The following is an 8,765-nucleotide window of genomic DNA, read 5'->3' on the forward strand; positions in this document are numbered from 1 at the left end:
AATCTATGTACATTAGTCCACGATGATTGCATCATGCAAGCGGAAGCTATAAATATAGCATGCTTTCACGGGCATCCCCGTCAATCGCTGCAAGGCCTCTTTATAGAGGTCCATTTGGATTTTATATCGTTTAATGAGTTCTTCTCCGGATGTAACGCGATCCGTTTTGTAATCTACGAGAACCCATTCGCCATCCTCCTCAAAGGCCGTATCAATAATACCTTGAAGGAACAGATTTTCCCCGTCCTCTAAGGTGTCGTATACGCGTTTTCCTTCAAAGAGCATGCTAAACGGCAACTCTCGCTCGATACGTTTTGCATTGATAAGGCGCTTACCAAGATCAGAGCTAAAAAATTTATACAAACTCGTATCGCTTAATAAATTCCGTTCTTCCTCTGTAAAAGTCCCATTCGCCACCAGTGCATCGAGTTCTTTCGTCAAAGAAGCTTGCGTATACGTCACAAGAGGTAGCCATTGCATAGCCTCATGCATCAAGGTCCCCCATTGAGCACCGGTTAATACATCATCTTCAGACTGTAATGCTTGTGGCTTTCGACCGAATACGGAGTTTGCTAGGTCATCTGCTGAAACTTCTACCGTTGCGATTGGTTCATTCAAAGTATCAATAGTTCCTGCTTCAAGTTCTCGTTCTTGGAATCGTCGTTTTAATTCACTGACAGAAATTTTTGCGGTTCGGCGAGTAGCATCATTGTACGGATAGCTATAGTTGAAGCGGTCCACGATTTCCTGCGGTAATTCTACGGAATTAACAGCTTTTAACTCACGCACCTTGTTGATGGTTGTCTCGTCGATATCCGCTTTGTAATCGAGATCACCATAAAGAGAGCCATCATGGATTTCAACCTTTAAACGGCACTGTTTATCCGGTAAATCAAAATAAGTTGGCCCTTCGTACTCAATGGCTACGCGCAATGGATTGCCACCATCTAAATGACGAGCAAAGCCCATAATCATCCAGTCTAGATAGGTATTAGCTTGTGTAATAATATCTGTCGGTAACTGTTGAGTTTCTACGGAAGCCGCATTTTTAATGAGCTCACCTATGGTGCTTAACACACCTTTAGAATTTTTAAAGCCTTTAATAAAGCCTGTCATGAACAGCTTATCTCGTGCCCGTGTCAAAGCAACATAGAGAATGCGCTGCTCCTCCGCCTTGAGGGCCGCTTCTTTTACGTCTTTCACATAAAACCAAGGCATGGTCGGGAAGGATACTCGAATATCTGGGAAATACCCTTTCAAACCAAGACCTGCATTTTTATCGATAAGAAGTTCTGAACGCAAGTCCATCATGTTGAATCGCTTTTGTACACCAGATAGGAATACTACAGGGAATTCAAGGCCCTTGCTCTTATGGATGGTCATGAGGCGCACCACATTATCCGCCTCGCTCACCACATTGGCAAGAGGCATATCTTGGTTGCTGTCGCGCAAGCTTTCCACAAAGCGCAAGAACCTAAAGAGCCCACGGAAGCCAGAGGCTTCATAGCCCTTGGCTCTATCGTATAAGGCGAGCACATTGGCACGGCGAACGAGGCCATTCGGCATAGCTCCCACATAATTTACATAGTCTTGAGATTCGTAAATATCCCACAACAAGTCGGTCACACCGTGACGACGCGATAAGGTGCGCCACCTTTCCATATGTCCAATAAAGGCCAATAAACGCTCATCTTGAACCTCTTCTGCATAGGCTGGCATAAGAGACCATAAGGAGCCCTCACCAGACAGGCGCAATGCACCTAGTTCGTTGGCATCAAGGCCTACCAGGCCAGAGTGCAACACAGCAGCCATCGGCAAATCTTGTTCAGGATTATCTATGATGGATAACAACGCCAATAAGAGTTGAATCTCTTGGGCTTCAAAGTAACCGTCTCGCTCGTTTACCACCGCAGGAATCCCCGCTTGCCGCATGGCTTCTACGGCACGGGTGCCCCACCCCGCTAAGGATCTGCGCAAAATAGCAAAGTCTCGCCACTCGATTTGACGGAATGTGCCATCTGGATTTTGCACCTGTTTCTTGGCAGCATGGATTTCTTTGATTTTTTGAATGATGAAATCTAGCTCACGCTCGTTGTTTTCAGGGTCATCCCCTTCGTCCTCGTCGCTTTCACCAGCACCAAGGGTATCCTTACTCACATCTAAGAGCTGTAATTCCACGTCACCACCGACCCAATCCTCTGGCGCATCCTCTACGATGCGGCCAGGAATGAGCGATTCAGCCTCTGTATAACTGAGCTCTGCCGCGTCTGCCGTCATGATTTGATAGAACAAGAAATTCGTTGCAGCCAAGATATTTTCGTGAGATCGGAAATTCTTCGCTAGGTCGATACGACGTTCTACCGCATCATTGCCGCCGTACGTATTATATTTCTCCATGAACAGAGAACTATCGGCCATACGGAAGCTATAAATAGCCTGCTTCACGTCCCCCACATAAAACCTATTATCGATGCGAGAAATCAAGTTAATAATCGTCTCTTGCACGCCGTTCGTATCTTGGTATTCATCAACCATGATTTCTTTGAAAGTATCTTGTAGTTCCTTCGCTACTTCAGATGGCTGAGGATCATCCTCTGTGCCAGGCTCAACGAGAAGGGCCAAGCATAGATGCTCAAGGTCGCTAAAATCCATGATGCCTTGCTCTTGTTTCATATCCCGATACGCTTGATGGAACGCAATCGTCAGTTCTACTAACCCTTCTATGATTGGATATTGAGCCTTAAACTGCTCTTGCAAGGTAGCCTCCGGAACGGTGAATATAGCGGTTTGCATAGCTTTGAGGTCATCTTTATTTTGACCACCCAAAGATTTAAACTCTGCCACCAATATAGGGTCATAGGCTTGCGCCTCTTTTGAGCCCATACGGAACTGATCTTTAATAAAGGTATCCATATGTTTACAAGCTTCCCCCATGTCGTCCCAAGTTTGAGCCGCTGAAAGCATGCCTAGTGCAGCCAGTTGATTATCGTATATGTTTTGCCATTTATGAGGTCCTGTTGGATCGAGCAAGATTTGTTCCATCCGCTCTAAGCGCTCGCGAATGCGATCGATGACAGCCATGTGATTAGACCACATATATTGACCCCACAACGTATCACTAGGGTTTATGTCCATCGCCTCTTTATAAGGCTCTAAGGCTTTGCGTAGCCATCCATCGGGATTGGCGAGGGACATGGCGTAGTTATACAGGGACATAATCTTCGCCGTTAAGCCTGCATCGGATTTATCATCGCTGAAGAAATCCGCTAGCTCATAGATATTATAAAGGCCCTCTTCATAGGATTTAGTTAACAAATCGGCTAATACCTCTTGTTGTAGCAATGCCATTTCTGCTTCATTGCCGATGCGCGCTGTCGGATTAATGTCGAGCTTATAGAAATAGGACCGGATTACCCATTGGCAAAAGGAGTGCAATGTAGAAATATGAGCCGAGGGCAACAGATTGAGCTGTCGTTCAAGGCGCGCTTGTAGTGCAGCATCATCTGTAGATTCCATGGCTTTAGCCAAGGCAAGGCCAATACGAGCGCTCATCTCTTGGGCCGCAGCCTTTGTGAAAGTTACAACCATGAGTTCTTGAACAGATAAGGGATTATCCATGTCCTTAAGGCGCGTAATAATGCGTTCTACGAGGACCGCTGTCTTACCTGAACCGGCAGCGGCCGCAACAAGTAAGGTCTGATTATCTAAGGAGGAATCCTTAGGCGCTATAATAGCAGACTCCTGCTCTGGCGTCCATTTAACACCCATGGTTTTCACCTCCTTCGCTACTATTATTTCCGTCATTATTGTTATTTCCGTTATTGCTGCTATTTCGGTCGTTATTGCGATTCCCATTGTTATCGCTATTTTCGTCGTTTAAGACCTCTTTCATCCGTTCTAATGCATCATCTTCGGACAATTTAGACAAATAATTATATCGATTACGGCTAGAGTCAAAGCGACATACCGTTCTGTAGTCGCAGAATGTACAAGGTCTAAGGCCATTCAATTGATATGGCTTAATCGGGAACTGCCCTTCCCCAATGTGACGACCCGTCTCAGCCATCACGTGATTTGTATAGCGGCACATTATGTCAAATTCACCTGTAGACTTAACCTTCCGCAAATCTCTGCTAGAAATGGTTTGATCTTTTTTCGTAGCAATCGGCACATAAGGCCCTCGCTTAGATCCATAGGACAAGAACTTATTGTCAATATGCGTCAACAACTCTATATCATCGGAGAAGTACCCACTGTTTTGCCAAGCATCGCTTTCATTAGCCAACGAAACCGCATCTTCATAAGATATAGGCGCATCAGCAGGGATTTTAGGGTTCTTCACGTAAGAGTAAACCACCGCCGCAGGGGACATAGATCCGCCATGTGTTTTACCATAAGCGGACTCCAAAGCCAACAGATAGGTCATGAGTTGCAGTTTAAGTCCATAATAGACATCTTGGGCCGTCACATGAGCACCACCCGACTTGTAGTCGATAACCATGCCATAGGTTTGATCATTTTTTGTATATTCGTCGATGCGGTCAATTTGACCGATGAGTCGCAAGTAACGGTTTTCACCAAGAGGGACTCGAATAGGATCCCAGCCACCTTGACGACCAAAGTCTTGCTCTAAATACTTCGTATCAAAATCGCTGCGCTTAGACCACTCTATGAGGCGGTCTACCGTCACATGTAATGTTCTCTGTACACGCTGTTCAATGGCCTTTTGGTAGGCATCGCTCGTTTCTTCACCTAGCTGATTTTCTTGCAAGATTTCGTCTGCCACAGTACGGCATAGATTTTCTTGTTCCTCTTCGTCGAGGTCACGCCATTGTTTGTTATTTTCTAATAGATAATTACCTAAGCGCTCTAAATTAGCATGTAAGAACGTACCGATTTCAGGAGCTCCAAAGGAGCGTACTGGACGTGGTTCTAGTTTCAAACCATATTGGGCATAGAACTTAAACGGGCATTGTTGGTATCGTTCAAGGCGTGTCACAGAACCAGACATGTAGCCTTTAGACAAGAATAGACCATTCACTAAATCCTGCGTTATGACAGGCACATCGTTGTTATCTCGAATGCCACGTGACACCTCCGCTAAACGAGGACGATAGGTTTCGCTTTCACGAGCCCAGTTATAGAGTCCCCACCAAAGAGGATTGACCTCATAACCACTAAAGAGAGCCCCCCAACGCTCAGATAGCAATGACAGACTTTGGAGTGGGCGCCACACGTAATCTGCCTCTGTATCAGGTGCAATGGAGAGAGGAATATCTACTGCCTGATCTATGTACCCAAGAGATTCTAATCGTTTCACAACGAGGGATGGCTCAAGACCTGTTCCATCCTCACCAGAGCCCGCATAGGACAAGGTCAACGAATCAGACGCCCGTGTCATGGCGAGATATAATAGGAAATTCTCGTTGAAAGCCTTCGGCAAGGCCCCTTCTGCTAAGGTAATTCCTGCATCGGCCAATTCTTGACGCTCCTTATCCTTAATGAGCCCTTCATCGCCCATACTTTGAGGGAATACACCTTGGTTGAGACCCATTACAAACACCTTAGGCCACCACTGGCTGTAGCCACGTTCGATGGTAGTAATCACCACATGATCTAAAGAAGGTGGAATCATAGAGTAGTTTACATCGCTAAGGCCTTCTTCGAGGAGGAGCATCATCTCATCCAGAGTCAATATTTCATCCTTCATGACCATAGAAATTTCGTCTATAAAGGAAAGAACCGCATTATACATCTGTTCATGACTAGCTTTGGATTCTTGATCACCTATAGTTTCTGCGTCCTTCGCCCATTCATAGAGCCGCTCTGGCACTTGTAAGATTTCTAATAAACCATAAAGTTGTGTACCCCACTCAGCCCCTGTATGACCCTCCGCATTAGCAGCAAAGTCAAACCATGGAGATAATATATCCATAATGGTTTCTCTTGCTTTGTTAACACGTGCTCTGCGTGGTGCATCTACGTGGCTCTCTTCATCTTGCCCCTCATGAAAGCCTCGTAGGTACGGCCAGCTTTCACGTTCCCATTTATAATGGTCGATACCAAACTCGAGAACGTAGTTCTCTAACTCATCTACAGCCTCACGAGTAAGCGGCATCAAGTCCGTCTTGAGCAATAGAAACATGCTGTCCCGACTATAGTTATGACGCACGATATCAAAGAGAGCCGTCAATAGCTCGCCTAATGGATGGTTTTTCATAGGCCGCTGACGGTCGATAAAGTGCGGAATACCGTAGCGAGTAAAGACCTTTTCTAAAGTATCACCATAGGTTTCAGACTCGCGTAGCATGATACATACATCTCGGTAACGAGCCTCTTCAGACGATTCTACATAGGCTAAAATGCGACGAGCCACCGCATCAGCTTCACGTTCCCTGTTATAGCCTCGAATAAGTGGAATCGTTGCATCTGTAGTATTTTTCTTACTAGGGCTAGCAAAGTAATTAGCCTCTAGCTCTTGAACAATTTGAGGACCTCGTTTTCCATCAAAGCCAACCCAGTTAATACTAGAGCCATAACGAGCGACTAAGGTGTCGTAAATCTCTAAAGGACGGCTGAAGAGATGCTCCCCTCGACGAGCTAGATTTAACGCCTTTGGGGCCATCGGTAAATCGATAGTAATAACGGCTTCCTTTGCCAAATCAAACAAGGTATAAATCAACTCATAGTGTGTGGGTGTAAACCAATGGAAACCATCGATAAAGACGTGGCTATTCTCCATGAGAGGAGATTGTGGCAATGCCTCTACGATTTCCATGATAGGATCGATGTCGCGCTCCCCATGGCGACTGAGTTCTTCTACATAGGCAGACATACAAATAGCTAGCTCGCGCAATTTCTTTTGTAATACTTTATTGTTAACAGATTCCGCCCCTCGTTCTAGGTCAGCAGGGCCTACACGGAAGGCGCGAAACTCAGAAAAGAGTTGTTGCAATACAGAGGAAAACTCAGGTCGCTTTGTGGCCTGTTCTAACAGCCCGAGTTCCTTTTGTTTTCGTTTCATTACAAGGCGCAACAACATAGACCGGCCAAAGCTTGATAAACTTGATTGATCGACCCCTTTTGAGCCTATCGATTGATATATCTGATAACCCAAACGACCAAAGCCTACGACGCGAACCGTAGTAAAGCCTTTCTCAGGCATAAATTCAGCTAGCTCCCGTTCCACCCGATAGGTGGCAGGTTCAGGAACAAGCAAGATTATTGGTTCCCCTGGACAATCTGTCATGACCTGACGTATGCGCTCATATACGGCACGTGTCTTGCCTGATCCAGCTCGTCCATAATAGACGCTAATACTCATGAGACCTCCCTAGTGAAACTTTCACCATCTCAATTAATATAATCCACAAATTTATATTGCTCATATCAGTTAACACATTAGAATAGCACTACACAAATTAATTGTAGCACTATACGAATTAGACATAGCATCAAACGAAATTTTTCGATATAATAAATTACTATACTGATTATTATTATATAGTAATATGACATTCTATGGCTAATTGTACAATATTTGACTCATTTGATTATATTTATTTATAATTAAGATAATATTTTATATTTTATTTACAATTAGCATGAATTCCTATATAATACAAGTTAGTATCTGTGTTATTTGTAAAATCATGTATTTAGGAGTAAATTATTATGAATAAAAAACATTTAGCAACTGCTTTTGCAGTATTTGCAGCGACAACAATGTCTTTCTCTGCTTTTGCTGCAACTATCGATGCTAATGCACGCGCTTACGAACGTGCTTCAGCAGAGCAATATTCTTATCCTACACCACAAGCGGCTACGCCAGCTTATCAAACTAGTTATGCCACAAGTGCACCACGCCCTGGTTACAAACCATTGCCAGCAGTGCCTTATACAGCAGGCGATATGGCTCAACAAATGCCTGTATCTAAAGAATTAGGTGATCCAATCTTTGTGGCACCACAAACAACAGCTGTAGGTCTTCAAATCATGGATCCTATCCCTACTGAAGCCCAACCTGTATACCAAGAAACTGTAAACTCCGTAACAGCTAATGGCAACGGCAGCTCCTACGTTTCTCGCTACAAAGCTAACCAATTGAATGCATTTGACTTATTGTTAAATGGCAAAACTTACACATATGACTTGCCTGCATACACTAATGGCTACCAAGTGAAAACTGCTAGCTCTTACAACCGTGCTGGCAACGGTGTTGCGAATGTATTCTCTACAAACGTAATCACTGAAGCAGTTGTAAATAACAACTCTTTGCGCATCACTGTAAACATGACTCAACCAACAGCTGTGGCAGCCGCTAAATTGCGTTCCATGCAACAATCTGGTCAAGTAGCTAGTGGTGAAGTAGCTGCATTGTTCGCTTACAATGAAAGTTATGATGGTGTAAAACAAGCCGCTCATTATGATATCTTTAACAACAATGGTCGTTACATCGTTGTTAAATCCGGTGCTGTAACTGTACCAAATGGTGCGCAACACCCTTACGCAACTGCATTATTCGCAGTGACTGAAGACACTGTAGCAGCTGTAACCGTATCTGGCAACACTGCTGAAGCTTCTGATTTAGTAAAAGGCACTGCATACGCAATTGCACAATCTGCTAAGGTGTCCAATAACAAAGTATCTACTAAATCTAAAAAATAATTCGTTACGAATTTAATTTTATCTGGTGAAAGCCCCCAACTTTCGCTAGCACAAAAGACTATAAATCACTAACTCCCCCAATGAGGCAACTCATTAGG

3 protein-coding genes are annotated in these 8,765 nt (G+C 44.4%); 1 reads left to right on the top strand and 2 read right to left on the bottom strand.

The window, feature by feature from the left end; all coding sequences use genetic code 11:
* Positions 1-12: 12 nt before the first annotated feature.
* Entirely contained in the window at positions 13-3,768 is a 3,756-nt protein-coding gene (gene addA / locus HMPREF1865_RS02820; RefSeq protein ID WP_060919120.1) for a helicase-exonuclease AddAB subunit AddA, read from the bottom strand.
* Positions 3,758-7,324: a PD-(D/E)XK nuclease family protein gene (locus HMPREF1865_RS02825; protein ID WP_060919121.1), complete on the bottom strand. Its 3,567-nt coding sequence runs from the start codon at positions 7,322-7,324 to the stop codon at positions 3,758-3,760. The genes addA and HMPREF1865_RS02825 overlap by 11 nt, the downstream gene beginning before the upstream one ends.
* 350 nt (positions 7,325-7,674) lie before the next feature.
* Here HMPREF1865_RS02825 and HMPREF1865_RS02830 point away from each other — a divergent pair, with 350 nt between their 5' ends.
* Complete coding sequence (locus tag HMPREF1865_RS02830; protein ID WP_060919122.1) at positions 7,675-8,667, top strand: hypothetical protein; 993 nt, start codon at positions 7,675-7,677, stop codon at positions 8,665-8,667.
* Positions 8,668-8,765 lie beyond the last annotated feature (98 nt).

It is taken from the genome of Veillonella parvula (assembly GCF_001553335.1).
Taxonomy (GTDB): domain Bacteria; phylum Bacillota; class Negativicutes; order Veillonellales; family Veillonellaceae; genus Veillonella; species Veillonella parvula_S.